Raw genomic sequence first — 25,335 nt, forward strand, 5'->3', positions numbered from 1 at the left:
TAAAAAAAGCCGACGGGCAAGCCGGCTGCGCGGCCAAAGGCCCCGGGTTCTGACCAAAACCAATTTTTACCACTAAATTGGTCTTTAGCGCTTACTATATATGCACTTATAGCTATTAATTAAGTAGCAAAATGTTGGTTTTTCCACATTCCGTTATAGCCAGTCAAACCGATTTGCCGCTGGCGGTGATCGGCCTGGCCTCTCAGGGTGCCAGGTCGAACACCAGAACCTCTGCATCCTGTCCGTTTTCCAGGCTCAGACGGTCTTCTGCCTGGAGCAGCGCGGCGTCGCCAGTGTGAAGCATTTGACCATTGACCTCCAGCTGGCCGCGAACCAGGTGCACATAGGCCTTGCGCTTGGGGTCAAGCACCAGCACGGCCGCTTCACCCCCGTCGAACAGGCCGGCATGCAGCCTGGCGTCGGCATGGATCAGCACCGAATCCTGCGCGCCATCGGGCGAGGCCACCAGCCGCAGCGCGCCGCGCTTGTCAAGCTCGGCAAAGGTTTTCTGCTCATAGCCAGGCGCAATGCCGGTGACGTTCGGCTCAATCCAGATCTGCAGAAAGTGCGTGGTCTGGCCTTCGGCATGGTTGAACTCGCTGTGCTGCACGCCGGTGCCCGCGCTCATGCGCTGCACGTCTCCGGGGGGAATGCCCTTGACATTGCCCATGCTGTCCTTGTGCGCCAATTCGCCATTCAGCACGTAGCTGATGATTTCCATGTTCTGGTGGCTGTGCGTGCCAAAACCCCGGCCGGCGGCAATGCGGTCTTCGTTGATGACCCTCAGGTTGCCAAAGCCCATGTGCGCCGGGTCGTGGTAACCGGCGAAAGAAAAAGAATGGAAAGACTTGAGCCAGCCGTGGTCGGCATAGCCGCGTTCGCCCGAAAGCCGTAATGTCATCATGAAGTGCCCCTTTCAAGGTGTATTGCAATGCCTTGACTTTAGGTGCCGACAGCGCTTGCATCGTTGCGCCAGTTTGCTGGCATCATTCAAATTTTTTGAAGGGTTTTCATGCTCCTACCTAAAAATCCGGTGCGCAACGCGCTGACGCCAGATGTTATCCGGCTGATCGACACCATCCACAGCTCGGGCAGCATGGCAGCCGCCGCGCGCGCACTGGGCGTGGTGCCCAGCGCCCTGACATACCGCATCCGGCAGGTCGAGGACGCGCTGGACGTGTTGCTGTTCGACCGCTCGTCGCGCCAGGCCAGGCTGACCGTCGCCGGCCAGGAACTGCTGCGCGAAGGCAACCGGCTGCTGCTTGAACTCGACGCCATTGCCAACCGCGTCAAGCGCGTGGCAACCGGCTGGGAGCCGCAGCTCACGCTGGCGGTGGACAGCGTGATTTCGCGCACCACGGTGCTTGAACTGTGCGAAGCCTTTTTTGCCTTGAATCCGCCGACACGCCTGAAAATCCGGGAGGAAGCGCTGTCCGGAACGCTGGAAGCGGTGACATCGGGCCAGGCTGACCTGGCCATCGGCGTTGCGCTGGATCCCGCGCCCAACCTGTCTTTGCAAAGCCGACCGCTGGGCACCGTTCACTTTATCTATGCCGTCGCGCCGCACCATCCGCTGGCGCAAGCCGCCGAACCGGTGCCTGACGCGCAGTTGCTGCTGCACCGCGCCGTGGTGGTGGCCGATTCGGTCAGGCAGGGCAGCGGCGTGACCAGCGGGCTGCTGGGCGGGCAGGACGTTTTCACAGTTCCCGGCATGCCTGAAAAGCTTGATGCGCAGTTGCGCGGGCTGGGCGGCGGCTTCTTGCCGGAATACCTGGCGCGGCCGCACATTGACGCCGGGCGCCTGGTCGAAAAGCAGATGCAGCGCGCCACGCGGATGGTTCCGATGCGCTACGCCTGGCGCTGCCGGGCGCCGGCTGCCGAAGGACGCGCACTGCAATGGTGGCTGCAGCAACTCGGCAAACCGGCCACCCGCAAGGCGCTGCTGGAGCGCGCCCACTCGCTATAAATCCGCGCACGCGGCCGCCAGGCGCCGGCTGCGGTGTAGAGTGTGCGCATGGCGTTCGTTGATGCCTGACTTTTCGTCACGATGCCATTTCTTCCCGACCTTTTCCTTCACCTCAGAAAAAGCAAAAAAGTCATGACAAACAAACCCTTCACCGCTGCTTTCTTTGAACCTGCCGTACAGCGTCACATCGCCGTCGTAGGCGCTGGCATTGCCGGCATCACCTGCGCCCGAACGCTGGTCCAGGCCGGGCACCGTGTCACCGTCTTTGAAAAAAGCAAGGGCGCTGGCGGACGCATGTCCACGCGAACCACCGAATTTGGCGGCTTTGACCATGGCGCGCAGTATTTCACCGTGCGCGATGAACGCTTTGAAAAAGCCCTGGCCACCGCCTCCGGGCTGGTGCGGCCCTGGAGCGCCAGCAGCGTGCAGGTGCTGGACGACCTGGGGCGCGTTGTGGCGGCCTCGCTGCCCGCCAAGGAAGCGCACTGGGTGGCCAAGCCGGGCATGAATGCGCTGGTGCGCCAGTGGGCCCAGCCATTGGTCGATGCCGGCCAGCTGGTGCTGGACACACGCGTCGTCTATATCGAGGAAGACAAGCTGGACCCGAAGCGCTGGCAGTTGCAAACCGACGGCCCGGGCGCCGGCGTGCATTCCGGCTTTGATGCCGTGGTGCTGGCGATTCCCGCACCGCAAGCGCACGCCCTGCTGCGCGATTCAGAGCAGGCCGCGCCGCTGCTGGCCGACCTGGCAGGCGTGAACGTGGCGCCCTGCTGGACATTGATGGTGGCCTTTCCGCAGGCGCAGCAGCCCACGCTGCAAAGCCTGGGCCCCCAGTGGAACGTGGCGCGCAGCACCCACCACCGGATTTCCTGGCTGGCGCGCGAGTCGTCCAAACCGGGGCGCGGCCCGATTGAACGCTGGACCGTGCAGGCCAGCCCCGCCTGGTCGCAGCGCCACCTTGAAGACGACGCCGAACGCGTCAAGGCCAAGTTGCTGAAGGCCTTCACCGAAGTGACCGGCATCCGCGCCGAGCCGCCCTACGCGTCGGTACACCGCTGGCGCTATGCCCAGACCACCAAGCCCCTTGGCAAAACGCATGCGTGGGACGCCGAATCGCACATCGGCGCCTGCGGCGACTGGTGCCTGGGCCACCGTGTCGAAGACGGCTTCGTGTCCGGACTGGAAATGGCGCTGGCGATTCTTTGACAGGTTGAGGCGATGCTGGACGGAGCTGCGAACAAAGCGACCAGCGTGGAGGCATTTCTTGCCACCCAGCAAGCGCCGTGGAACCGGCTTTGCTAGGCCAAAATGCAGCCGCTTCCTTTGACATAGTGTTACGCGAACCGACGATGCAAGCCAGCACAGCGAGCGTAGAAGCACCCCCTCCCACCCAGCAGGGGCCGTGGAACCGGCTTTGCCGGGTCACAGGCGCAGCGGCCCTCTCGGGGGGCAGCGAACCACGCGAAGCGGGGAGCGTGGGGGCGATACCTAGTAGCGTGGCGGCCATCTACCAGGGTCGGTTTGCCCCCTCCCCGACCGGCCCGCTGCACGCCGGCTCACTGGTCGCCGCACTGGCCAGCTGGCTGGACGCGCGGGCGCACAGCGGGCAGTGGCTGGTGCGCATCGAAGACGTCGACACGCCGCGCTGCGTGCCGGGCGCCGACCTGACCATCCTGCAGCAACTCGCCGCCTGCGGGCTGGTGCCCGACGCACCGCCGGTTTACCAGTCGCAGCGCAACGCGTTTTACCAGCAGGCACTTGACCAGCTGGTGCTAGGCGGCAGGGCGTATCCCTGCGGCTGCACGCGCCAGGACATTGCCCGCGCACTGGCCGCATCGGGACATTCACGGCAGCGGCACAGCGAACTGGTCTATCCGGGCACCTGCCGCCAAGGCCTGCAGGGACGGCCAGCGCGGGCTTGGCGCTTCCGGACTGATAAAAATGAACCAAAACCTGCTCTTGCGCAAGCTGGATGGGCGCAAGCAGCTATTGATTTCATAGTTAACCCTGCCAGCAGGGTAGCAGAAGCAAACGTACGCTGGCGCGACCGGCGGCTCGGCGCGCAAGGCCAAAATGTCAGCCGCGAGGTGGGCGACTTCGTGCTCAGGCGCGCCGATGGCCTGTGGGCTTACCAGCTGGCCGTGGTGGTCGATGACGCTGCGCAAGGCATCACCGATGTGGTGCGCGGCGCTGACCTGGCCGACAACACGGCGCGGCAAATCCTGCTGCAATCCGCGTTGGGCCTGCCAACGCCGCGCTACCTGCACACGCCTTTGGTGCGGGGCGCGAATGGCGAAAAATTGTCCAAGCAAAACGGCGCGCAGGCGCTCGACACCCATGACCCGCTCGCAGCGCTGAACCAGGCGGCTGGCGTGCTGGGCCTGCCGGCGCAGACCGGTACGATGGCCGATGCGCTGGCCAGTTGGGTGAACGCCTGGCGGAACCTGCAGGCTCTTCCTGCGCAGGGTCCGGCTTGCGGCGATGACCTTTTCGCAAAACATCCGCGTCAGCCGGTGCAGTGATTGCGTTTGCCAATCAATTCGGCATCAGCCGCGAAGCCGCAGGCAGTGCTGCAACACGGCAAGGCGAAGCAACGGCCGGCCTGATCAACTTGAAAATGCAATGCCATGTCCCCGTTACGCATCCTTTTCCTCACCGCTGGCGCAATGGCTGCCTTTGCCGGCAATTCACTGCTCTGCCGCATGGCGCTGAAAGAAACCGGCATCGATGCCACGTCGTTCACCGCCATCCGCCTGATTTCCGGCGCGCTGGTGCTCTGGGCCGTGGCGCGCAGCACGCGCGGCGCGCAAGCGGGTCAAGGCAACTGGTGGTCGGCCCTGGCGCTGTTTTCGTATGCCGCCTGCTTTTCATTTGCCTACGTCAGCCTGCCCACGGGAACCGGTGCGCTGCTGCTGTTCGGCGCGGTGCAGGCCTTGATGATCGGCTTCGGCGTCTGGTCGGGTGAACGGCTGCGGCCGCTGCAACTCGCCGGTCTGGTGCTGGCCTTTGGCGGGCTGGCCGGCCTGCTGCTGCCCGGTGTGTCGGCGCCGCCGCTGGCCGGCTCGGTGCTGATGCTGCTGGCTGGCGTTTCATGGGGCATTTATTCGCTGCGCGGCAAGGGCGCGGGCGACCCGACGCGGGTGACTGCCGGCAACTTTTTGCGGGCAGCGCCACTGGCCGCGGGGCTGGGCCTGGTGATGCTGCTGTCACGCGGCGCATCGCTGGACGCAGCGGGTCTGTGGCTGGCGGTGGCGTCGGGCGCACTGACCTCGGGCTTCGGCTATGCGGTCTGGTACACCGTGGTGCCTGCATTGAAAGCCACCACCGCAGCCAGCGTGCAGCTGAGCGTTCCGGTACTGGCCGCGCTCGGCGGCATTGCCTTTCTTGGCGAGCCGCTGACCCTGCGCCTGACGCTGACATCGGTCGCCATTCTGGGTGGCATCGCGCTGGTGGTGCTGCAAAAACGGGTTGTGCGCGTGCCTGCATCCTGACGGGGAAAAGACGACGACTAGGCGTCAACCTGCTTGGCGAGCAATCCTGCAAGCAGGAAATCAATATTTTTGCTACTTAAACAATAGCTGTTAGCGCAGACACAGCATGCGCAAGATGCCTTTTTAATGCGTAAAACCTGGTTTTCTAGCCGAAATGAATGCACATTAAAATCGCCGGGTGATTGAATCTTCCTCCCCCACCCCGCCCGCCACCCCCGCCACGCCGAACCTTCACGAAGGCGTTCCGGCCGACGTGAGCCATCACCGCACCATCCGCAGTTTCGTGCGCCGCACCGGCCGCACCACGCTTGGCCAGGCCAAGGCTTTTGCCGATGTCGGCCCCAAGTTCCTGCTGGCCTACACCGGCGCGCCCATGGACTTCACGGCGGTTTACGAACGCGACGTCCCGACGATTCTTGAAATCGGCTTTGGCATGGGCGAAGCCACCGCGCACATCGCCGCCTTGATGCCGGAAAAGAATTTTCTGTGCTGCGAAGTGCACACGCCCGGCGTCGGCGCGCTGCTCAAGCGCATCGACGAGCAGGCACTTGGCAACATCCGCATCCTGCAGCACGACGCGGTCGAGGTGATCGACCACATGCTGCCACTGGCCAGCCTGGACGGCGCGCACATCTTTTTTCCCGACCCGTGGCACAAGACCAAGCACAACAAGCGACGGCTGATCCAGGCGCCCCTGATCGCCAAGCTGGCCGCGCGCCTCAAACCGGGCGGCTACCTGCACTGCGCGACCGACTGGCAGCCGTATGCCGAGCAGATTTTGGAAGTGCTGGCAGCCGAGCCCCTGCTGGTGAACACGGCTGGCCCTGCTGGCGAGGGCTATGCGCCCAAGCCCGGCTACCGCCCGCTGACCAAGTTTGAAAACCGGGGCATCAAGCTCGGCCACGGCGTGTGGGATCTGGTGTTCACGCGCACGTGAACCCGCCTCTGGCCCACGGCGGGTTGCCCACGCGCCACGGCGTCGGCCCGAGCTGCGTCAGCCTGCCGGCGGGCAGCTGGCCGACCTTCACCGATTTTTTGGCGGAACGCTTTCCGGCCATCATGCGGGCCACCTGGCTGGAGCGCATGGCCGCCGGCCTGGTGGCTGACGAATTTGGCGCACAAGTGACAGCCCAGCGCCCGTACCAAGGCCACATGCGGCTGTACTACTACCGCGACCTGCCCTTCGAGGCGCGCATTCCGTTCGAAGCCGCCGTGTTGTTCCAGGACGAGCACCTGGTGGTGGCCGACAAGCCGCATTTCCTGCCGGTCACGCCTTCGGGCCACTACCTGCAGGAAACATTGCTGGTGCGGCTGAAAAACCAGTTGGGCATCGACAGCTTGATTCCGATCCACCGCATCGACCGCGAAACCGCCGGCCTGGTGCTGTTTTCTGTCCGGCCCGAAGAACGTAACGCCTACCAGGCGCTGTTCCGGCAGCATGAAATCGTCAAGCATTACGAAGCGGTTGCGCCCTGGCGGCCCGAGTTGCAGTTTCCCCTGCTGCGCAAGACCCGCATCGTGGAAGACGAGCCCTTTTTCCGGCAGCGCGAAGTGCCGGGCGAAGCCAACAGCGAAACGCTGATCGATGTGCTGCAAATTCGTGGCGAGCAGGCGCTTTATGCGCTAAGCCCTGTCACCGGGAAAAAGCACCAGCTGCGGGTGCACATGAATGCGCTGGGCCTGCCGATCCGCAACGACCGGATGTACCCGCCGGTCGATGTGACACCGGATGATGACTACACCCAGCCGCTGCAGTTGCTGGCCCGGTCGATTGCATTCACCGACCCGCTGACAGGCAAGCCGCGCCGGTTTGAAAGCCGGCTCGGTTTAAGCCTGGAATGAGTAAAAAACTTTCATTTTGATAGCTACGCTATGCTTATTCAGAAAGCGCAAAACGCCTGTTTGGCATAAGTTGCATAAGTCGCAGATGTCGGGTCAGGCTTCGCCAACCTGACATCTGTCGCGTCAGCAGTGCTTGAGGCACAAAAGTAACGATCAAGCAGAGCGTGAAGCTGTTGGCGAACGAGCGGTCAAACCAGCAAGCCAAGGCATGGGTCCCTAGCTGCCGATCAGAGAACCCAAGGCCAAGCGAAGCGATGGCCCGTCAGAGCGTTCAGCTCTGATCCGCTCCCGCTGCCCAAGGCAACTTTCTTTGGTGACTTTCTTTTTTGCCAGAAAAGAAAGTTACCCCCCGCCGGGAAGGCGCTCACCCCTCAAACCACAGAAGATATTACCCAGCGCCCCATGCCGAAGTACAAAAAAAGAGCCATCAATGCGCAAGCGTTAGCAGTTGTCAAAAATCAGCTTCAAGCCTTGATTTCCCGCGCCGTGATCTGGTACTTGAAATCATCCGGCGCATACGAGTCGAAGCGTCCGGCAGCGTTTTCAGCCACGGGGTACATGAAGAAACCCAGCGGGCTGCCCTTGGCATTCGGCAAGGACACGTCATGCGCGGTGTTGTAGGCCATCCAGTTGCCTTCCCAGCCGCCGAACAGCGCCTTGTTGACCGGCGCGACCACCGGGCTGGTGGTGTTCTTGATCCAGTCGGCGGTTTCCATGCGCATCACCTTGGCGACATCGGCCGGATCCATCGCCACCCAGCCGTAGTCCTTCAGATAGGCTTCGCTGCGGCAGTGCTGCGCGGCCTTCAGGCTGGCCGGGTTGCCCGACAGTTCCTTGTAGCCAAAGGCTGACGGCACCAGCCGGATGCCATACACGTCGCGTGCCGGAATGCCGACGGCGCGGCACAGGCCGACAAAGATCGCATTCAGGTCGGCGCATTTGCCGCCCAGGTTGCCGGTTTCCAGCATGGTCCGGATGTCGCCTTCGCCGCAACCGCGTACCTTGGGCTCACGGTAGGTGTTGGTGACCACCCAGTCGTAGATTTGCTGGACTTTTTGCAGGTCGGTCTCGGCGCCCTTGGTCGCTTCCAGCGCGGTGGTGCGCACAATGCCGTCAAGCGGGATCAGGTCAGTGGCGCGGGTGAAGTAATGCAGCGTGTCGGCATTTTCGGTAGATGCCGTCTTTTGCGACCAGTCGGTTGCCCGGTTTTGCGTCTGCACGCGGCTGGTCAGTTCGACAAACGGCTTGGCCTCGCCGGCAGCAAAGTCAACGTACAGCATCATGGCGCCCTCCTGGCCGACCTCCATGATCTTGGCTGCACCGTTGCTGGAGAAACTGTTTTCCAGCGAGCGCTGGTAGTCGCTGTTCACCGAGGGAATCGGCAGCCACGCGCGGGTGGCACCATTCAACTGGGCAATGTCTACCCGGGTCGTGACCTCGAACGTACGCCAGGCGCCGCTTTGCGGTGCAAACAGGGCGCGCGAGGCAAGGAATGTTGCTTGGGCAAAACCAAGGCCTGGCAGAGAAGCGGCCAAGGCAGTGACAGCCGTGTTTTTCAGGAAGTTGCGGCGTAGTGTGGTCATCAATGAACTCCGGCAAAGGATGGTGAAAGGGTCACAGCACCGGCGCAGGGAAAGAAACACCGGGAAGTGGTGCCGGGCTGCACGCCCACTGCAAGGCAATGTGCCAGCCACCGGCAGCACTGGATTATGGCTGGAGACGCTCTGGAGCGGATTGGGTCACGGCGGATTGCCGGCTTCTCATGCGGAATTGGTCAATGCCCGGCGTTTGCCACGACTGGCCAGCCAAAGTGATTCCCGTCAACCCTGTAGCAAGCACACGGCCGTGTGCACGCACGCAACATTCGCGAGGCACCCCGCAGGCTGAAAATGCCATGCCATGCCTTGGAAGAACGCTGAAAAAACCAATGTCGATTGCAGGCTTAAAGCAGGCTGGCAATCAGCTTGCTGGCGGCCGGGCCAGCCCAGTCCAGCTCGCCTCGCACCCGGTGCTTTGGCTGGCCCCGGCGGTCGAGGGTCAGCGTGGTCGGAAAAATCCTGACATCCCATTGACGCGCGGACTGGCCATCGACATCGAGCAATACCGGCAGCGTGATGCCAGCCTGCTGGGCAAACTGCAAGGCACTTGCCGGTTTTTCCTTGAAGTTGATGGCCAGCACCAGCAGCTTGTCGGCGCCATGCAGGGCGGCTGCCTGCTGGAGCGAAGGCATTTCGGCGCGGCAGGGTTCACACCAGCTGGCCCAAAAATTGAGCAACACTGCCCGCCCCTTGAAATCGGCAGGTCGCCAGACCTTGCCGGTGGTGTCCACCAACTGGAAAGCCGCCACCGGACCGGCCCACGGACTGACGTCGTAAGCTTCGGTGGCAACAGCTTGCGGCAACACAGCCACGCCGAGGGTGGCAAGCGAGGCCTGCAAAAAGGAACGGCGTGAGCCTGGAACAGGAAATGAAGCAAACATGGGTGGCAAGCGTAACAAAGAATTTTTAGCCGCCCATATGGTGGAGCGAAAACCCTGATGGCGCACAAGTCGGATAAAACTCGATCGCTACTGAATTAATAGCTTCTTACCCATACCAGATATGCGCCGGAGGCCTATTTCATTAAAAATCAACCCATTGATTGAAACCAATGCGCTCTGGCAGTCAATAAGTCTCCAAATGCAGCCGCCCTTCGGACTTGAGCGCCGCGCCGAGGGTTTCCCAGTCCAGCCCCGCTTGCTGCGCTACATCGCGCAGCGCCAGCACCACACCCTCTTCCATGCTTTTGAGGCCGCACACATAAAAGAAGGTGGAAGAGTCCTGCAGCAGCAGCGCCAGGTCAGCCGCTCGATCGCGCATCACGTCCTGCACGTAGCGCTTGGGCGCCCCCGGCGTGCGGGAAAACGCAAAGTTGATGTCGATGAAGTCCTTGGGCAGGCTTTGCAGCGGGCCAAAATAAGGCAGTTCCTGCTGGGTGCGGGCTCCGAAAAACAGCATCAGCTTGCCTCCTTCAAACTTGCCTGACTTGCGCAGCCGCCGACGCCACTCGGTCATGGCCCGCATCGGCGCACTGCCGGTGCCGGTGCAGATCATGACGATGTTTGAGCGCGGATGATTCGGCATCAGGAAGCTCGCGCCAAACGGCCCAATCACCTCGACCTTGTCACCGACCTGGAGGTCGCACAAGTGGTTGGACACCACGCCGCACACCGGCTTGCCCTGGTGGTCTTCAAGCACACGCTTCACAGTCAGCGACACGTTGTTGTAGCCGGGCCGCTCGCCGTTGCGCGGGCTGGCAATCGAATACTGACGTGCATGGTGTGGCCGGCCATGTGCATCCACGCCCGGTGCCAGGATACCGATGGACTGGCCTTCGCGCACTGGAAAAGGCATCCGGCCGAAGTCAAGTACCAGGTGGTGCGTGTCGTAGTCGCTGCCGGCCTGGAGACCGACCTCGGTGACCCGCACATTGCCGGTCACGGTGGCGGTGATGGATTTTTCAGCCGCTTTCGGGCCGTAGAGGTTGACATAGGCATGCACGGCCGACCATGGCGGCAAGATTGCGCCGTACTGTGCACTGTTGAAAACCGCCTCGCCGGTGGCCGCAGCCGGCAGCGAAGGCGCCACCGGTTCAATGTCGGGAACGGCACCGGCAGAAACGCCTTCGGCAGCCAGTTCTTCAGGGGTCAGTTCAACCGGTAACTCGTCCCAACCCAGTTGAGCTTCCAGGCTGTAGGCCATGACACGCGGCAGCGTGCGCCAGTTGTCGATCGAGCCCGTCGGGCACGGGGAAATGCAGGCCATGCAGAAATTGCATTTGTCGGCATCCACCACATAGTTCATCGAATCATGCGTGATCGCCTGCACCGGGCAGGTCGCTTCGCAGGTGTTGCAGCGGATGCAGATTTCAGGGTCAATCAGATGCTGCTTGATCACGTGAATTTCGGTCATGTCCATGGCGGTTTCCGATAGGGGCTTGAAGGCAACTACGCGTTAAAGGTGAATGACAAAGCCTGTAACTGAGAGGGAAAGCCCGCACTCTCAGCAAGCGCGGGCGTTTTGTCTCCCCACCAGCAGGGGCCACGGGACCGGCTTTGCCGGACCGCAGGCGCAGCGGCCCCCTCGGGGGGCAGCGAACCACACGCAGTGGGGAGCGTGGGGGTCAGTTAAATCGCACATACTCGTAATCCACCGGCTGGCGGTTGATGCCCATGACTGGCGGCGCAATCCAGTTGGCGAACTTGCCGGGCTCGATGCAGCGGCCCATCAGGCTGGCCACGTAGGCGCGGTCTTCGCTGCTGGGCAGCCACTGGTTGACGCAGGCGTTCCACTCGGTGTCCGACACCACGCGGCCATCAGGCGACACCTTGACTTTAGACAATGCGCCAATGTTGCGGTGAAACGCCTTATGCGGCACCTTGAGCTGGACCGCAACGCCGGCCTTGGCCAGCACCTTGTTCCAGCGCTCGACGCCGGCCACCGAGTCCCGGATGTAGTCGTCGCGCAGCACTTCATTGAGCGCGTTGAGCATCGGCACTTCTTTTTCGGCCAGCTGTCCGTCCTTGACCTCGATGACCTTGTAGGTCTGGCCCTTGAGCACATGGTCATCGACGCGCTTGCCTTCTTCGTATCGGCCCTTGAGGCCCGAGCTGTAGAAGGTGGCGGCGTTGCTCGACTCGTCGGCGCCGAACAGGTCGATGGTGACGCTGTAATGAAAATTGATATAGCGCTGGACCGTAGGCAAGTCGATCACGCCAGCAGCGCGCAGCTTGCCGACATCGTCGGTTTTCAGCTCGTTCATCTTTTGCGCGGTGCGCTGGATGACGCGGGAAATGCCGCTTTCGCCGACAAACATGTGGTGCGCTTCCTCGGTCAGCATGAACTTGGTTGTGCGGGCCAGCGGATCAAACGCGCTTTCGGCCAGTGCGGCCAGCTGGAACTTGCCGTCGCGGTCGGTGAAATAGGTGAACATGAAAAAGCTCAGCCAGTCCGGCGTCTTTTCATTGAAAGCGCCCAAAATGCGCGGGTTGTTCTCGTCGCCGCTGCGGCGCTCCAGCAGGCCTTCGGCTTCGTCGCGGCCGTCGCGGCCGAAATGCTTGTGCAGCAGATACACCATCGCCCACAGGTGACGGCCTTCCTCGACATTGATCTGGTAGAGGTTGCGCAGGTCGTACATGCTGGGTGCGGTCAGGCCAAGGTGGCGCTGCTGCTCGACCGATGCCGGCTCGGTGTCGCCCTGTGTAACGATGATGCGGCGCAGGTTGGCGCGGTGTTCGCCGGGCACTTCAGTCCAGGCTTTTTCGCCCTTGTGGTCGCCAAAATGAATGTCGCGGTCGGCGCTGCCCGGATTCAGGAAAATGCCCCAGCGGTAGTCGCGCATCTTGACATGGCCAAACTGCGCCCAGCCCTGTGGATCGACACTGACAGCGGTTCGCAGATAGACATCTGAATTGGTCGAGCCTTCCGGGCCAATGTCATCCCACCAGTTGAGAAAGTTCGGCTGCCACTGCTCCAGCGCGCGCTTGAGCGTGCGGTCTTCACCGAGGTTGACGTTGTTGGGAATCGTTTCGCTGTAATTAATGCTGGACATGAGGGGGCTCCAAAAATAACTGACGGATTCGGGGGCTGAATTTCGGTTGCGGCGCGCCACCCGGACCGCGCCGCACAACGAGAAAATACAGGCGTTTTTAAACGCGGTTCCAGTCGAACTGGGATTTTTCGCCCTTGCCATACACCTTGAGTGCGCCTTTTTCACCGACGGCGTTGGGCCGCTGGAAAATCCAGTTTTGCCAGGCAGTCAGGCGGCCGAAAATGCGGGTAAACATGTTTTCGGGCCCGTTGAAGCGCAGATTGGCTTCCATGCCGGTTAGTGCATCGGGCGACATCGACACGCGCTCTTCGATGGCAATGCGCACTTCGTCGGTCCAGTCGATGTCGTCGGGGTTGGCCGTCACCAGGCCAACCGCGAACGCGGCGTCGGCGTCGAGCGGCTGGCCGGCCTTGGCGCGCACGGCTTCCAGGGCCGGCTGCTCGTCGTAGAAGCGGCGACCCAGGCGGCTCTGGCCGGTGACCATCGGGTACAGGCCAAAGTTGGTGTCGGCCACGGTGATTTTGGGTGCACGTTCTTCGTCATCCGGCAGCGCCAAATGGTAGCTGCGGTCGCAGGCCAAGGCCAGTTCCAGATACGTGCCGACAAAACACGAACCGGGCTCGATCAGCGCAAACAGGCTGCGCGACGACAAGTCAAGGCGGCTCAGCGTACGGCGCAGCAGACCAATGGTTTCGCGCACCAGCCAGTGGTGCTGGTTTGCCAGCAACACGGCGTCCATCGCCAAGACAGCGGCTGCATCGCCTTCGGTCTTGATCAGCCAGACGCCAATGTCGAGTTCGTTGGTGCGCATCATCAAAATTGCGTCTTCAAGCTCGCGCGCCAACACCAGCGCAAACCAGTCGGCACCCAGCGCTTCAATGCCGGCGATGTCTGAGGGCTGCTCGCCCGTGGGCGCCTTGACCGTCCAGGTGGCGGTGCGTTTGGCGCGGTCGATTTCGACAGTCACGTTGGAATAACGCAGCGCATCGGCTTCAACGGTGCAATGCAACGGCTTGAAGACCACGCCCTTGCCGTCGGCGGGACGGTCGCTCTGCTCGGCCAGTGCCAGCGCACGGGTTTGTACCTTCTGGGCAAAATCGACGGCCTTGGCGATGTCATCGACCAGACGCCAGTCCTTGGCCTTCTGGCCGCGCACACCTTCCACGCTGGTGCAAAACAGGTCGGCCAGGTCATGGCGCACATGGCGCTTGTCAGTGACGCGGGTCAGGCCGCCAGTGCCGGGCAGCACGCCGAGCAAAGGCACTTCGGGCAGGCTGACGGCGCTGGAGCGGTCATCGATCAAAATGATTTCATCGCAGGCAAGCGCCAGCTCATACCCGCCACCGGCACAAGCGCCGTTGACGGCCGCCAGGAACTTCAGGCCACTGTAGCGTGAGGAATCTTCCAGACCGTTGCGCGTTTCGTTGGTGAACTTGCAGAAGTTCACTTTCCAGGAATGGCTGGAAACGCCCAGCATGAAGATGTTGGCCCCGGAGCAAAAAACTTTTTCCTTTGCGCTGGTCAACACCACCGTACGGACTTCTGGGTGTTCAAAGCGGATGCGGCTGATGGCATCGTTCAGTTCGATGTCAACGCCCAAGTCGTAGCTGTTGAGCTTGAGTTTGTAGCCTGGACGCAGACCCGCGTTTTCATCAATATCGACCGTCAGCGTGGCGACGGGGCCATTGAAACTGAGTTTCCAGTGTTTGTACTGTGATGGGTCTGTCTGGTAATTCACGCTTGACACGGTCATGGCCTGTCGTCCTTGGTTCAATGCATAAAAATGCAGTCATTAAAATTTTGTATAAGCATAATAATGCATAAAATATTTTTCATGCAAGCATTATTTTGCAAAATTTCAGACTGACAGGTGCAACGCCTGCCGCACCGTTTGGCGCAAAATCTGGAATGCCTCCTCTTGCGGCTGGGCGCTGGTATCCACCTTGTACTGGGCCTTTGAATAAAAGGCCGCACGGCCGGAAAGAATTTCCTTCAAGTCTTCCATCGCCTGCTTGCTGGCGGCCATGGGGCGCAAGTCACCCTGCGCCAGCACGCGTTTCATGTGGTCTTCAGGGGCGGCCTGCAGCCAGACGGTGGTGCAGTGGGACAGCAACTGGTTGAAGGTTGCCGGGTCTGACACCAGACCGCCTGGCGTGGCGATAACGGCTTCCGGGTAAATCTGCACCACCTCTTCCAGCGCGCGACGTTCATAGCGCCTGTAGGCATTCATGCCATAAAGCGCCTGGATTTCCGACACGCTGCAGCCAGCAATTTTTTCAATTTCACGGCTCAGTTCCACAAAAGGAAATCCCAGGTCTTCGGCCAGCAAAGCCCCCAGCGTGGATTTACCCGCTCCGCGCAAGCCAATCAGCGCCACGCGGGTGCAAAGCGTGGTGTGGCCACTGCCGTTGCCCAGCAATTCGGCGACGGCTATGCGCACACGGCGCAGCGATGCATCATCGCGGGTTTCCAGCAATTCGCGAATCAACAGCCACTCTGGCGACGAGGTCGTCACATCGCCAATCAGTTCGGCCAGCGAGCAGTGCAGTGCCCTCGCCACCTGCAGCAAAACAAGAATGGACGCATTGCCTTCACCATATTCAAGATTCGCCAAGTGCCGCTCGGACACGTCGGCCGCAACCGACACGGCCTTGCGGGTCATGCCGCGACGTGCGCGCAGGACCTTGACACGCTCGCCCAAGGCAACAAGGAAGGGGTTTTTTTCATCTGCTTCGGCATCGTGGAGTGCAGAAAGCGGGGCATCGTTCGTGGAAAACGGTACTTTAGAAGAAACAGGTGTTAACCCCGATACATGCAATATATTGCTTGACATGATGTTTTTCAAGATTTAAGGTTGATACAAGCACAATAATTCATATTATGTGACTTGACAAGTTCAGCCACTGTACGGAAAACACATTCATCTCTGAACAATCAAGCCAAAAAATGAACCAAATGGCCGTCAACAGTTTCCAGCAAACACTATCGACGCTCAATTTCTTGGCCAAAGTCAGCCTCCAATTTGTCAGTCAGCAATTTTTCAGGAAAACCAATCCATCAACGAATTTCTTTCCCATTGCCTGTGCTGCCACTGGCAGGTGAACACCGCTGTGCAGGATCATCTGCAGACAACGCCAGTTTGAGAAAACCGCAGGAAACAGCATGGCTACAGAATTCCCAATCATTTCCCCGTTGAATCCGCCAGGCGATCGCTTTAATTTCGCGCAGCATCTGATTTCGCGCAATGCAGCGCATCCCGATCGCATCGCCTACATCGACGACACGGGAAGTCTGCTTTATGGAGAGCTGGAGCGCCGGATACGCAGTCTTGCGAGCAGTTTGCTCGCTTGTGGCGTGCGTCGCGAAGAGCGGGTACTGCTGCTGATGCACGACTGCAATGACTGGCCAGTGAGTTTTCTGGGGGCAATGTACGCAGGCATCGTTCCAGTGGCGGTCAACACCCTTCTGACTGCCAAAGACTATGCCTTTATGCTGGAACACAGCCGTGCTCAGGCGGTGATGGTTTCAGGTGCGCTGTTGCCGCTGTTGCATGAAGCTCTGGCCATTGCCGCTCATGAGGTCAAGACGCTGATAGTTTCACATCCGCCTGGTGAATTGCCTGCTGGCGCCGTGGCCATGGACACGCTGCTGAGCCAGCATCCGCCAATGCGCCCGTCGGCCGCAACCTGTCCCGACGACCCGGGCTTCTGGCTTTATTCGTCCGGCTCTACCGGCCGCCCCAAGGGCACGCTGCACACTCAGGCCAATCCGTACTGGACGGCTGAACTTTACGGCAAGCCTGTGTTGGGGCTGACTGAACGTGACGTGTGTTTTTCAGCTGCCAAGCTGTTTTTTGCCTATGGTCTGGGCAATGCGCTGAGTTTTCCACTCAGCGTGGGCGCGACTGTGGTGCTGATGGCCGAGCGGCCCACGCCCGCTGCCACATTCAAACGCTGGGTGGAGCACCAGCCTACGGTTTTCTTTGGCGCGCCTACAGGCTTTGCAGGCATGCTGGCAGCGCCCGACCTGCCCGCCAAAAGCCAGGTGTCGTTGCGACTGGCATCTTCGGCGGGAGAGGCATTGCCGGCAAATCTGGGCGAGCGCTTTACCGCCCACTTTGGTGTCGAGATCATCGACGGTGTCGGTTCGACCGAGATGCTGCACATCTACCTGTCCAACCTTCCGGGAAAGGTGCGCTACGGCACCACGGGTTGGCCAGTTCCCGGCTACGAGGTGCAACTGCGCGATGATGACGGCCACGCCGTACCCGACGGCGACACAGGCGAGCTGTATGTCAAAGGGCCCAGCGCCGCCTTGATGTACTGGGGCAACCGCGACAAGTCGCGTGATACTTTTCAGGGAGGCTGGACCAAAACCGGCGACAAGTATGTGCGCAATCCTGATGGCACTTACACATATTCGGGCCGCAGCGATGACATGCTGAAGGTCAGCGGCATTTACGTCTCGCCTTTCGAGGTTGAAGCCACGCTGTCGCAGCACCCGGCGATTCTGGAAGCTGCCGTCATCGGTGCACCCGATGGCGAAGGCCTGACCAAAACCAAGGCCTATGTCGTCCTCAAATCAGGCCGGCAAGTCAGCGAAGACGAACTCAAAACCTTCGTCAAGGAGCGGCTTGCGCCCTATAAGTACCCACGTTCGATTGAGTTTTTGTCTGAGTTGCCTAAAACCGCCACCGGCAAGATCCAGCGCTTCAAGCTGCGTGACCTGCAAAGCCCGACCCAATGAATCCGGCAGTAGAGTTCGTCGACATCAACTGGGCTGGCCGCCAGATACGCATTGAACACCATTGGGTTAACCGCCACCAGTCCGCCGGGCCACTGATCATTTTTTTACACGAAGGCTTGGGATCGCTCTCGATGTGGCAAGATTTTCCGCATCGCCTGTGCGCAGCAGCAGCTTGCAGGGGATTGGTGTATTCGCGCCCCGGCTATGGCCGCTCGACGCCGCGCGCACGCGAAGAAGCGTTGGGGACAGACTTCATGCACCGGCAAGCGCTTGAAGTGCTGCCCGCCCTGCTGGACGCATTGGGCATCGATACCACCACAGACAAACCCTGGCTGCTGGGCCACAGCGACGGCGGTTCTATCGCCCTGCTCTACGCGGCCCACTTTTCGTCAAGCATTGCAGGCGCCGTCGTGCTGGCACCACATATCCTGGTTGAAGATATATCGGTTTGCAGCATCGAAAAAGTGCGTGCCGCTTATTTGCAAACCGATCTTAGTCAACGCTTGGCGCGTCATCATGATGATCCAGACTCATCCTTCTGGGGCTGGAATGACATCTGGCTCATGCCGGCGTTCAGGCTCTGGACGATAGAGGAGGAAATAGGTGCCATTCGCTGCAAGCTGCTGGCGGTTCAGGGACTGGACGACAAATACGGCACACTTGAGCAGATTCGCGGCATTGCCCGGCAGGTAGCGCAGACCGAATTGCTGGAACTACCCTGCTGCGGGCATTCACCCCAGCGTGACCAACCCGAAAAGCTGATTGCGGCTATTAATGGCTTCGTAAACAAGAACCACCAGCAATTAAATCGCGCAGTTCGGTATGCGCATGACAACACCGGGTTGTGAAATGCGCAAACCGAAACTAAAGCGCTGTTGCAAAAAAATGGTGCGAGAGACGGGACTTGAACCCGTATGCCCGTGAGGACGAGAGATTTTAAGTCTCTTGCGGCTACCGATTACGCCACTCTCGCTGTTAGCAATCAGGAGTTTCCGACTTCATCTGCTTGTTATCGTCAAACAGAACGTCTTTTTGATGTGCAGATGGCAATAACTTGATGGAGGCGCGGCCCGGAGTCGAACCGGGCTAGCCGGATTTGCAATCCGGTACATAACCGCTTTGTTACCGCGCCCTCTTTTTCGTTTTATTTTTCAAACTCTCCAACCAAAAAGGGCAGCATTTTGAAGTGCTGCCCTTTGAATTGGAGCGGGAAAAGAGGCTCGAACTCTCGACCTCAACCTTGGCAAGGTTGCGCTCTACCAACTGAGCTACTCCCGCGAGTCTAGCTGCAAATTATAGCTTGGTTTTTTGACGTTCAAGTTAATCAAATGAAAAACTTAAACGTCTGTTTATTCCTGGAGGCGCGGCCCGGAGTCGAACCGGGCTAGCCGGATTTGCAATCCGGTACATAACCGCTTTGTTACCGCGCCCTCTTTTTCGCTTTATTTTTCAAACTCTCCAACCAAAAAGGGCAGCATTTTGAAGTGCTGCCCTTTGAATTGGAGCGGGAAAAGAGGCTCGAACTCTCGACCTCAACCTTGGCAAGGTTGCGCTCTACCAACTGAGCTACTCCCGCGAGTCTAGTCTCATATTATAGCGTGGTTTTTCAACCCACTCATCAAAATTTGAGAACTTTGCTCAGTGCTTGACCGTACCGACGGCTGGTGAAGGAAGGGCAGCACTGGCGGCGGCAATCAACGCAACTTCTTCATCAGTCAACGGGACTGGCTGCCGTTCAAGGGCCACCTGCAGCACCTGGTCAATCCACTTCACCGGAATGATTTCCAGACCCGCTTTAACGTTATCCGGAATTTCCTGAAGATCCTTGGCATTTTCTTGCGGAATCAGTACTGTCTTGATGCCTCCTCGCAAGGCAGCCAACAGCTTTTCCTTCAAACCGCCAATGGCCGTGACTTCTCCCCTCAGGGTTATTTCACCTGTCATTGCCACGTCGCCACGGACAGGAATGCCTGTCAATGCAGAAACAAACGCGGTAGTCATGGCAGCTCCGGCGCTAGGGCCATCCTTGGGCGTTGCACCATCAGGAACATGGATATGGATGTCACGCTTTTCAAACATCTCATCCTTTATGCCCAAACCCCTGGACCGGCTGCGGACAACGGTCCGTGCGGCCTCGACTGACTCTTTCATGACATCGCCCAATGACCCGGTGCGGGTGATGACGCCTTTGCCCGGCATGACGGCTGCTTCGATCGTAAGCAGGTCACCGCCCACTTCAGTCCAGGCCAGCCCGACGACCTGGCCCACCTGATTATTTTTTTCTGCACGGCCGTAGTCGTATTTACGGACACCCAGAAATTCATTCAGGTTATCAGGCGTGACGAGCACTTTGGGCGTCATTTTCTTCAGCTGTATGCCTTTGACCACCTTGCGGCAAATTTTGGACAACTCCCGCTCCAGTGAGCGGACACCCGCTTCGCGCGTGTAGTAGCGCACGATGTCACGAACCGCTTGCTCCTGCACTTCCAGTTCTTCATCTTTCACGCCATTGTTCTTGACCTGCTTGGGCAACAGATAACGCATGGCAATACTGGTTTTTTCGTCCTCGGTATAACCAGACAAGCGGATGACTTCCATACGGTCTAAAAGCGCCGGTGGAATATTCATCGAATTCGATGTTGCAACAAACATCACGTCACTCAAGTCGAAATCGACTTCGACATAGTGGTCGCCAAAGGTGTGGTTTTGTTCCGGGTCCAGCACTTCGAGCAACGCACTTGAAGGATCGCCCCGAAAGTCAGTGCCAAGCTTGTCAATCTCGTCAAGCAGGAACAGCGGATTGCGTGTACCTGCCTTGCTCAGGTTTTGCAAAACTTTTCCCGGCAAAGCGCCAATATAAGTACGGCGGTGTCCACGGATTTCTGCCTCGTCGCGCATACCCCCCAAGGCCATACGAACATACTTGCGGCCGGTGGCTTTTGCAATCGACTGGCCAAGCGACGTCTTTCCAACACCCGGAGGGCCTACAAGGCACAGAATAGGAGCCTTCAGTTTGTCAACCCGCTGCTGAACTGCAAGATACTCGACAATACGGTCCTTGACCTTTTCAAGGCCATAGTGGTCCTCATTAAGCACTGCTTCAGCATTCACCAAGTCATGTTTGATCTTGGTTTTCTTGCTCCAAGGCAAGCCCAGCAGCACATCGATATAGCTGCGAACAACCGTTGCTTCCGCCGACATGGGTGACATCAGCTTCAGTTTTTTCAGTTCGCTTTCTGCCTTTTTACGGGCTTCCAACGGCATTTTGGCGCTCTTGATCTTCTTTTCGATTTCGTCAAGATCAGCGCCTTCTTCACCCTCTCCCAATTCTTTCTGGATGGCCTTGACCTGTTCGTTCAAATAAAAGTCGCGCTGGTTCTTTTCCATCTGACGCTTGACGCGCCCACGGATTTTTTTATCTACATTGAGAATGTCAACTTCGCGCTCGAGCTGCTCGTACAGGTTCTCAAGGCGCGCCTTGACATTGTCCAGATCCAGAATGGCCTGCTTGGCATCCAGCTTGAGCGGCAAATGCGCAGCGATCGTGTCTGCAAGCCGCCCGGCATCGTCGATGTTAGAGATCGATGTCAGTATTTCAGGTGGTATTTTTTTGTTCAATTTGACGTAATGGTCAAACTGCTGCGTCACGGCGCGGCGCAGCGCCTCGATCTCGCTGCCCTTGTCACCTGCGACATCAACCAGTGGCTCGACCGGTGACACATTAGCGGTGAAGTGCTGCTCGCCTTCCTCAATCTTGTTAACCCGCGCGCGCTGCTGCCCTTCGACTAGAACCTTGACCGTTCCATCTGGCAATTTCAGGAGTTGCAGGATTGTGGCCACACAGCCCACCTCGAACATGTCATCGACCGAAGGTTCGTCCTTGGCAGCGGTTTTCTGGGCCACCAGCATGATTCGGCGCTCAGACTCCATGGCCAGTTCAAGTGCCTTGATGCTCTTGGGACGGCCCACAAACAACGGGATCACCATATGCGGAAAGACAACAACGTCCCGCAACGGCAGTAGCGGCAGTTCGAGAGGAATTGCAGGAAGAAAAGTTTGTGCAGACATATAAAACCTTAAACCTTCATAAGAAGGCAGAACGCCACATTCCCTTTAGGGGCAGTGCGAAATTGTAGTAACCGGAGGCCCGGCTTGCCATTGCAGGCACCTGCCTCGTACGGTAGGGACTCAGGCTTTCTTGGCGGCTTCGCGGTAGACCAGCAAAGGCGGCTTGTTTTCCTCGATTGTCGCTTCATCAACGACCACCTTGTCGACATTGCTGGTAGTTGGCAAATCAAACATGGTGTCAATCAGGGATTGCTCCAGAATCGAACGCAAGCCGCGTGCACCAGTTTTACGAGCGAGCGCTTTGCGGGCAATGGCCTTGAGGGCCGACGGTCTGATTTCCAGATCAACACCTTCCATGGCAAGCAGTTTGCTGAACTGCTTGACCACGGCATTTTTTGGCTCCGTCAGAATTCGCACCAGCGCGTCTTCGCTGAGTTCGGCCAAGGTGGCAATGACTGGCATACGCCCCACCAGTTCAGGAATCAGGCCAAACTTGATCAAGTCTTCGGGTTCGACATCCTTGAATGCTTCAGTCAAACTGCGGGTCTTTTTGCTCTTTACAGCTGCGCCAAACCCGATTCCCGAGGCTTCCGTGCGTCCTTCAATGACTTTTTCAAGACCAGAAAAAGCACCGCCGCATATAAAGAGGATGTTTGTGGTATCAACCTGCAGAAAATCCTGATTTGGATGCTTGCGTCCACCTTGCGGTGGCACCGAAGCCATCGTACCTTCCATCAGTTTGAGCAGCGCCTGTTGCACGCCTTCGCCGGACACATCGCGAGTGATTGACGGGTTGTCCGATTTGCGCGAGATCTTGTCAATCTCGTCGATATAGACAATCCCCTGCTGGGCGCGGTCAACCTCGTAGTTACAGCTTTGCAGCAGTTTCTGGATGATGTTTTCCACGTCTTCACCGACATAACCAGCTTCGGTCAGGGTGGTGGCGTCGGCCATCACAAAAGGCACATTCAGGGTCCGGGCCAGTGTTTGTGCCAGCAGCGTTTTGCCAGAACCTGTTGGCCCGATCAGCAAGATGTTGCTTTTCGTTAGTTCGACGTCATCCTTTTTGGCTGATTCCTTATGACGTAGACGCTTGTAATGGTTGTAAACAGCAACGGCCAATGTACGCTTGGCAGGTTCCTGGCCAATCACATATCCGTCCAGTGTCGCCTTGATTTCTGCTGGTGTTGGCAGATCGCTGCGCGTCTCGGTGACCTCGCCGCCTGCAGGCAGTTCGTCACGAATGATCTCATTACACAGATCAATGCATTCGTCACAGACAAAAACGGATGGACCAGCAATCAATTTTTTGACTTCATGCTGACTTTTGCCGCAAAAAGAGCAATACAAAGTCTTTTCGCTGGAGGAGCCTTTTTTCTCTGCCATTGTGGGGGACACCTTTAACGTGACGTGGTGAAACTATGCGCTTCGCCAATAATAACCAATAAAAAAACGGCGTTTCTGTAACAGAAAAACGCCGTTGTTGCAAAGCCGTTCGAAGCTCTACAGGGCCGATCAGGGTCGTTTGGAAATTACCTGATCGACCACGCCATAAGCTTGGGCTTCGTCGGCAAACATGAAATAGTCGCGCTCGGTGTCGCGCTCGATTTTTTCAACTGTCTGGCCGGTATTTTTTGCCAATATGCGGTTTAACTGATCGCGTGTCTTCAGAATATCTCGTGCATGAATTTCGATGTCCGACGCTTGCCCCTGCGCACCACCCGAAGGCTGGTGAATCATGACGCGCGAGTTGGGCAGCGAAAAGCGCTTGCCTTTGGTACCGGCTGACAGCAGGAATGCGCCCATGCTGGCCGCCATACCCACGCAAAGCGTCGACACGTCGGGTTTGATGAACTGCATCGTGTCGTAAATTGCCATACCGGCGGTGACCGAACCGCCAGGCGAGTTGATGTAAAAGGAAATATCCTTGTCAGGATTTTCGCTTTCCAGAAACAGTAACTGCGCGACCACCAGGTTGGCCGTCTGGTCGTTGACCGGGCCAACCAGAAAAATCACGCGCTCTTTCAGCAGTCGCGAATAAATGTCGTAAGAACGCTCGCCACGGCCGGATTGTTCAATGACCATGGGGACCATGCCCAGGCCCTGAATTTCCTGGCTGGCGGATTGGGGGCTGCTATAGCCACCGTAATTGATATTTCTGACCATTGATTTTTCTCCAGTGATATGTGTACTGTACCGAAAATGAGTTGGGGCCTGTACCGCAAAGCACAAGCCCCAGCGTCAGGAGAAGTCAGCCCCTCAGTTCTGGCCCATCAGTTCGTCAAACGAAATTACCTTCTCGCTGACCTTGGCTTTGCCGAGGACAAAGTCTGTAACGTTGTTTTCAATCACCACAGCCTCGACTTCGGCCATGCGGGTGTTGTCGCTCAGGTACCAGCGAACGACTTCCTGAGGCTTTTCATAGCTGGCGGCGAGTTCTTCGATGTGCGCCTTGAGTTGTTCTGGCTTGGCCTGCAACTCATTGGCGCGAACCAATTCCGCCACCACCAGACCCAGTCGAACGCGCTTTTCAGCTTGTGGGCGGAAGATGTCATCGGGAATGGGCGCTTTGTCGGCGTCCTTGATGCCGCGCTTTTTCAGGTCGGCGCGTGCGCCTTCGACCAGGCGTTCAAGTTCGGCCTGAACGCTGGCGTTGGGGAGGTCGAGTTCGGCATTGGCCACCAGCGCGTCCATGACCGCATTCTTGTTACGGGCCAAAAGGCGAAATTTGACTTCGCGCTCAAGGTTCTTCTGGATGTCTGAACGCAGGCCTTCGACCGTGGCGACGGCAATGCCGAGCGACTTGGCCAGCGCCTCGTTGACTTCAGGCAGGTTCGCAGCTTCGATCTTCTTGACCGTCACCAGGAAATCGGCCTGCTTGCCGGCGACATCCTTGCCGTGGTAATCGGCTGGAAAATCTAGCGGAAATGTCTTGCTGTCACCGTTTTTCATGCCGCGCACTGCATCTTCAAATTCCTTCAGCATCTGGCCGTCGCCAACGATGAACTGGAAATCTTCCGCTTTGCCGCCAGCGAAAGTCTCGCCGTCCATCTTGCCTTCAAAGTCGATGGTCACGCGGTCGCCGTCCTGGGCGGGCGCATCGGCTGCGCGCTGGGCGAAGGTGCGGCGCTGCTTGCGCAGGATGTCGAGCGTCTTGTCGATGGCGGCGTCGCTGACTTCTGCGTTGACTTTTTCGACTTCGGCGTTGGCCAGGTCGGCAATCTTGACTTCAGGGTAGACCTCGAAAATCGCATCAAAGGCCAGTTCGCCTTCAGGCGCATCTTCTTTTTCGCTGATGCGGGGCTGGCCAGCCACGCGCAGTTTTGCTTCGTTGGCAGCGACCGCAAAAGCCTCGCCGACCTTGTCGTTCATGACCTCGTAATGCACCGAATAGGCATAGCGCTGGCTGACCACGCTCATCGGCACCTTGCCGGGACGAAAACCATCCATCTTGACGGTACGGGCCAGCTTCTTCAGACGGGTATTGACCTCCGACTGGATGGTATTGAGGGGCAGCGTGAGCGTCATTTTGCGCTCGAGCTTTTCAAGATTTTCAACAGTCACGGCCATGATGGTTTCCTAAAAATCAAAGATATTCAAAACTGGGCTTTTGCCTGTTCGGCTGCTGTCAAG

Annotated in this window: 20 protein-coding genes and 5 tRNA genes; 8 read left to right on the top strand and 17 right to left on the bottom strand. The window is 58.8% G+C overall.

Features of this window, described 5'->3' with window-relative positions; all coding sequences use genetic code 11:
* Positions 1–202 precede the first annotated feature (202 nt).
* A complete protein-coding gene (locus tag H4V98_RS15060; protein ID WP_196862286.1) occupies positions 203–904 on the bottom strand; it encodes a pirin family protein in 702 nt (233 codons plus the stop codon).
* A 108-nt stretch (positions 905–1,012) separates the two neighbouring features.
* Between H4V98_RS15060 and H4V98_RS15065 the strand changes: the two genes are divergently transcribed.
* Positions 1,013–1,966, top strand: coding sequence for a LysR family transcriptional regulator (locus H4V98_RS15065; RefSeq protein ID WP_196862287.1), 954 nt, complete (start codon positions 1,013–1,015; stop codon positions 1,964–1,966).
* Here the strand turns inward: H4V98_RS15065 and H4V98_RS15070 are convergent.
* Positions 1,961–2,299, bottom strand: coding sequence for a hypothetical protein (locus tag H4V98_RS15070; protein WP_231374608.1), 339 nt, complete (start codon positions 2,297–2,299; stop codon positions 1,961–1,963). The two genes, H4V98_RS15065 and H4V98_RS15070, sit on opposite strands and share 6 nt — an antisense overlap.
* Between H4V98_RS15070 and H4V98_RS15075 the strand changes: the two genes are divergently transcribed.
* From H4V98_RS15075 to H4V98_RS15095, 5 genes are all read left to right on the top strand, one after another.
* Complete coding sequence (locus H4V98_RS15075; protein WP_231374598.1) at positions 2,201–3,172, top strand: FAD-dependent oxidoreductase; 972 nt, start codon at positions 2,201–2,203, stop codon at positions 3,170–3,172. The two genes, H4V98_RS15070 and H4V98_RS15075, sit on opposite strands and share 99 nt — an antisense overlap.
* 290 nt (positions 3,173–3,462) lie before the next feature.
* Positions 3,463–4,488 (top strand): tRNA glutamyl-Q(34) synthetase GluQRS, encoded by a 1,026-nt coding sequence (gluQRS, locus tag H4V98_RS15080; RefSeq protein ID WP_280757859.1) that lies wholly within the window; start codon positions 3,463–3,465, stop codon positions 4,486–4,488.
* Positions 4,489–4,593: 105 nt separating this feature from the next.
* The gene (locus tag H4V98_RS15085) at positions 4,594–5,457 is read left to right on the top strand and encodes a DMT family transporter (RefSeq protein WP_280757666.1); all 864 of its coding nucleotides are present in this window, start codon (positions 4,594–4,596) and stop codon (positions 5,455–5,457) included.
* Between the two features lie 178 nt (positions 5,458–5,635).
* Positions 5,636–6,394: a tRNA (guanosine(46)-N7)-methyltransferase TrmB gene (trmB, locus tag H4V98_RS15090; protein WP_280757667.1), complete on the top strand. Its 759-nt coding sequence runs from the start codon at positions 5,636–5,638 to the stop codon at positions 6,392–6,394.
* A complete protein-coding gene (locus H4V98_RS15095; protein ID WP_196862291.1) occupies positions 6,391–7,299 on the top strand; it encodes an RluA family pseudouridine synthase in 909 nt (302 codons plus the stop codon). The genes trmB and H4V98_RS15095 overlap by 4 nt, the downstream gene beginning before the upstream one ends.
* 464 nt (positions 7,300–7,763) lie before the next feature.
* Here H4V98_RS15095 and H4V98_RS15100 read toward each other — a convergent pair whose 3' ends face one another.
* The 6 genes from H4V98_RS15100 to H4V98_RS15125 form a co-directional block, all read right to left on the bottom strand.
* Positions 7,764–8,882, bottom strand: a complete 1,119-nt coding sequence (locus H4V98_RS15100) for a transglutaminase domain-containing protein (RefSeq protein WP_196862292.1) — start codon at positions 8,880–8,882, stop codon at positions 7,764–7,766.
* Between the two features lie 359 nt (positions 8,883–9,241).
* Positions 9,242–9,778, bottom strand: a complete 537-nt coding sequence (locus H4V98_RS15105; RefSeq protein ID WP_196862293.1) for a TlpA disulfide reductase family protein — start codon at positions 9,776–9,778, stop codon at positions 9,242–9,244.
* Between the two features lie 184 nt (positions 9,779–9,962).
* Positions 9,963–11,255: a benzoyl-CoA 2,3-epoxidase subunit BoxA gene (boxA, locus tag H4V98_RS15110; protein ID WP_196862294.1), complete on the bottom strand. Its 1,293-nt coding sequence runs from the start codon at positions 11,253–11,255 to the stop codon at positions 9,963–9,965.
* Positions 11,256–11,460: 205 nt separating this feature from the next.
* A complete protein-coding gene (gene boxB / locus H4V98_RS15115; protein ID WP_196862295.1) occupies positions 11,461–12,888 on the bottom strand; it encodes a benzoyl-CoA 2,3-epoxidase subunit BoxB in 1,428 nt (475 codons plus the stop codon).
* A gap of 97 nt (positions 12,889–12,985) precedes the next feature.
* Positions 12,986–14,641, bottom strand: coding sequence for a 2,3-epoxybenzoyl-CoA dihydrolase (gene boxC / locus H4V98_RS15120; RefSeq protein ID WP_196862296.1), 1,656 nt, complete (start codon positions 14,639–14,641; stop codon positions 12,986–12,988).
* Between the two features lie 105 nt (positions 14,642–14,746).
* Entirely contained in the window at positions 14,747–15,721 is a 975-nt protein-coding gene (locus H4V98_RS15125; RefSeq protein WP_196862297.1) for a helix-turn-helix transcriptional regulator, read from the bottom strand.
* Between the two features lie 329 nt (positions 15,722–16,050).
* Between H4V98_RS15125 and H4V98_RS15130 the strand changes: the two genes are divergently transcribed.
* Positions 16,051–17,634, top strand: a complete 1,584-nt coding sequence (locus H4V98_RS15130; RefSeq protein ID WP_196862298.1) for a benzoate-CoA ligase family protein — start codon at positions 16,051–16,053, stop codon at positions 17,632–17,634.
* A complete protein-coding gene (locus H4V98_RS15135; RefSeq protein ID WP_196862299.1) occupies positions 17,631–18,482 on the top strand; it encodes an alpha/beta hydrolase in 852 nt (283 codons plus the stop codon). The genes H4V98_RS15130 and H4V98_RS15135 overlap by 4 nt, the downstream gene beginning before the upstream one ends.
* 38 nt (positions 18,483–18,520) lie before the next feature.
* On the opposite strand, the gene H4V98_RS15140 is transcribed toward H4V98_RS15135, so the two are convergent.
* The 9 genes from H4V98_RS15140 to tig form a co-directional block, all read right to left on the bottom strand.
* Positions 18,521–18,607 (bottom strand) — tRNA-Leu (locus H4V98_RS15140).
* Positions 18,608–18,692: 85 nt separating this feature from the next.
* Positions 18,693–18,766: transfer RNA gene (locus tag H4V98_RS15145), tRNA-Cys, on the bottom strand.
* Between the two features lie 70 nt (positions 18,767–18,836).
* A tRNA-Gly gene (locus tag H4V98_RS15150) sits at positions 18,837–18,912 on the bottom strand.
* Positions 18,913–18,990: 78 nt separating this feature from the next.
* Positions 18,991–19,064, bottom strand: a tRNA-Cys gene (locus tag H4V98_RS15155).
* Between the two features lie 70 nt (positions 19,065–19,134).
* Positions 19,135–19,210 (bottom strand) — tRNA-Gly (locus tag H4V98_RS15160).
* Between the two features lie 62 nt (positions 19,211–19,272).
* A complete protein-coding gene (lon, locus tag H4V98_RS15165; protein WP_196862300.1) occupies positions 19,273–21,702 on the bottom strand; it encodes an endopeptidase La in 2,430 nt (809 codons plus the stop codon).
* 120 nt (positions 21,703–21,822) lie between these two features.
* Positions 21,823–23,088, bottom strand: coding sequence for an ATP-dependent Clp protease ATP-binding subunit ClpX (clpX, locus tag H4V98_RS15170; protein WP_196862301.1), 1,266 nt, complete (start codon positions 23,086–23,088; stop codon positions 21,823–21,825).
* 129 nt (positions 23,089–23,217) lie between these two features.
* A complete protein-coding gene (gene clpP, locus H4V98_RS15175) occupies positions 23,218–23,796 on the bottom strand; it encodes an ATP-dependent Clp endopeptidase proteolytic subunit ClpP (RefSeq protein ID WP_196862453.1) in 579 nt (192 codons plus the stop codon).
* Between the two features lie 165 nt (positions 23,797–23,961).
* Positions 23,962–25,272 carry a trigger factor gene (gene tig / locus H4V98_RS15180; RefSeq protein WP_196862302.1) on the bottom strand — a complete coding sequence of 437 codons (1,311 nt, stop codon included), beginning with the start codon at positions 25,270–25,272 and terminating at the stop codon, positions 23,962–23,964.
* Positions 25,273–25,335: the final 63 nt, after the last annotated feature.

Source organism: Polaromonas sp. CG_23.6, from assembly GCF_029892315.1.
Classification (GTDB): Bacteria; Pseudomonadota; Gammaproteobacteria; order Burkholderiales; family Burkholderiaceae_C; genus Polaromonas.

Coding starts and splice junctions, on each gene's coding strand:
- H4V98_RS15060 (WP_196862286.1), bottom strand. CDS start 904: ATGATGACATTACGGCTTTCGGGCGAACGCGGCTATGCCGACCACGGC.
- H4V98_RS15065 (WP_196862287.1), top strand. CDS start 1,013: ATGCTCCTACCTAAAAATCCGGTGCGCAACGCGCTGACGCCAGATGTT.
- H4V98_RS15070 (WP_231374608.1), bottom strand. CDS start 2,299: ATGGTCAAAGCCGCCAAATTCGGTGGTTCGCGTGGACATGCGTCCGCC.
- H4V98_RS15085 (WP_280757666.1), top strand. CDS start 4,594: ATGTCCCCGTTACGCATCCTTTTCCTCACCGCTGGCGCAATGGCTGCC.
- H4V98_RS15100 (WP_196862292.1), bottom strand. CDS start 8,882: ATGACCACACTACGCCGCAACTTCCTGAAAAACACGGCTGTCACTGCC.
- H4V98_RS15105 (WP_196862293.1), bottom strand. CDS start 9,778: ATGTTTGCTTCATTTCCTGTTCCAGGCTCACGCCGTTCCTTTTTGCAG.
- boxA (WP_196862294.1), bottom strand. CDS start 11,255: ATGGACATGACCGAAATTCACGTGATCAAGCAGCATCTGATTGACCCT.
- boxB (WP_196862295.1), bottom strand. CDS start 12,888: ATGTCCAGCATTAATTACAGCGAAACGATTCCCAACAACGTCAACCTC.
- boxC (WP_196862296.1), bottom strand. CDS start 14,641: ATGACCGTGTCAAGCGTGAATTACCAGACAGACCCATCACAGTACAAA.
- H4V98_RS15125 (WP_196862297.1), bottom strand. CDS start 15,721: ATGTCAAGCAATATATTGCATGTATCGGGGTTAACACCTGTTTCTTCT.
- H4V98_RS15130 (WP_196862298.1), top strand. CDS start 16,051: ATGGCTACAGAATTCCCAATCATTTCCCCGTTGAATCCGCCAGGCGAT.
- H4V98_RS15135 (WP_196862299.1), top strand. CDS start 17,631: ATGAATCCGGCAGTAGAGTTCGTCGACATCAACTGGGCTGGCCGCCAG.
- lon (WP_196862300.1), bottom strand. CDS start 21,702: ATGTCTGCACAAACTTTTCTTCCTGCAATTCCTCTCGAACTGCCGCTA.
- clpX (WP_196862301.1), bottom strand. CDS start 23,088: ATGGCAGAGAAAAAAGGCTCCTCCAGCGAAAAGACTTTGTATTGCTCT.
- clpP (WP_196862453.1), bottom strand. CDS start 23,796: ATGGTCCCCATGGTCATTGAACAATCCGGCCGTGGCGAGCGTTCTTAC.
- tig (WP_196862302.1), bottom strand. CDS start 25,272: ATGGCCGTGACTGTTGAAAATCTTGAAAAGCTCGAGCGCAAAATGACG.